Origin of the sequence: Oceanobacillus alkalisoli (genome assembly GCF_022213125.1) — a bacterium.
Classification (GTDB): domain Bacteria; phylum Bacillota; class Bacilli; order Bacillales; family Amphibacillaceae; genus Oceanobacillus; species Oceanobacillus alkalisoli.
The window spans coordinates 1-1,511 of the sequence record NZ_JAKNRA010000037.1 but is presented as its reverse complement, the minus strand read 5'-3'; the positions used below and the strand labels follow the sequence as shown (position 1 = coordinate 1,511).

At 50.9% G+C, this 1,511-nt stretch carries 1 rRNA gene; it reads left to right on the top strand.

Annotated elements, in window-relative coordinates:
- A 23S ribosomal RNA gene (locus L3V42_RS17970) occupies window positions 1-1,511 on the top strand; the annotation flags it as partial.

Genomic DNA, 1,511 nt, shown 5'->3' with positions numbered 1-1,511 from the left:
ATGCCTTGGCACTAGGAGCTGATGAAGGACGGGACTAACACCGATATGCTCCGGGTAGTTGTAAGTAAACGTTGATCCGGAGATCTCCGAATGGGGCAACCCACTGTCCGTAATGGGACAGTACGTATACCTGAATACATAGGGTATACGAGGCAGACCTGGGGAACTGAAACATCTCAGTACCCAGAGGAAGAGAAAGCAAATGCGATTTCCCAAGTAGCGGCGAGCGAAACGGAACGAGCCCAAACCAGTAAGCTTGCTTACTGGGGTTGTAGGACACTCCATTGGAGTTACAAAGAAATTCTTTAGATGAATCGATCTGGAAAGATCAGCCATAGAAGGTAACAGCCCTGTAATCGAAAAAGAGTTTCCTCCGGAGTGTATCCTGAGTACGGCGGAACACGTGGAATTCCGTCGGAATCCGGGAGGACCATCTCCCAAGGCTAAATACTCCCTAGTGACCGATAGTGAACCAGTACCGTGAGGGAAAGGTGAAAAGCACCCCGGGAGGGGAGTGAAAGAGAACCTGAAACCGTGCGCTTACAAGTAGTCGGAGCTCATTTATGAGTGACGGCGTACCTTTTGTAGAATGGACCGGCGAGTTACGATTACATGCAAGGTTAAGTGGAAGACACGGAGCCGCAGCGAAAGCGAGTCTGAATAGGGCGAATGAGTATGTGGTCGTAGACCCGAAACCGTGTGATCTACCCATGTCCAGGGTGAAGGTCAGGTAACACTGACTGGAGGCCCGAACCCACGTATGTTGAAAAATGCGGGGATGAGGTGTGGGTAGGGGTGAAATGCCAATCGAACACGGAGATAGCTGGTTCTCTCCGAAATAGCTTTAGGGCTAGCCTCAAAAATAGAGTACTGGAGGTAGAGCACTGATTGGACTAGGGGCCCTCACCGGGTTACCGAATTCAGTCAAACTCCGAATGCCAGCTACTTCTTTTTGGGAGTCAGACTGCGGGTGATAAGATTCGTAGTCGAGAGGGAAACAGCCCAGACCGCCAGCTAAGGTCCCAAAGTATACGTTAAGTGGAAAAGGATGTGGAGTTGCCCAGACAACCAGGATGTTGGCTTAGAAGCAGCCACCATTTAAAGAGTGCGTAATAGCTCACTGGTCGAGTGACTCTGCGCCGAAAATGTACCGGGGCTAAACGTATCACCGAAGCTGCGGATTGTTCTTCCGAACAATGGTAGGAGAGCGTTCTAAGTGCTGTGAAGTCAGACCGTGAGGACTGGTGGAGCGCTTAGAAGTGAGAATGCCGGTATGAGTAGCGAAAAAAGAGTGAGAATCTCTTTCACCGAATGCCTAAGGTTTCCTGAGGAAGGCTCGTCCTCTCAGGGTTAGTCGGGACCTAAGCCGAGGCCGACAGGCGTAGGCGATGGACAACAGGTTGATATTCCTGTACCACCTCATGATCGTTATGAGCGATGGGGGAACGCAGAAGGATAAGGAATGCGCACGGATGGAAGTGTGCGCCCAAGCAGTGAGAAAGTCAGATAGG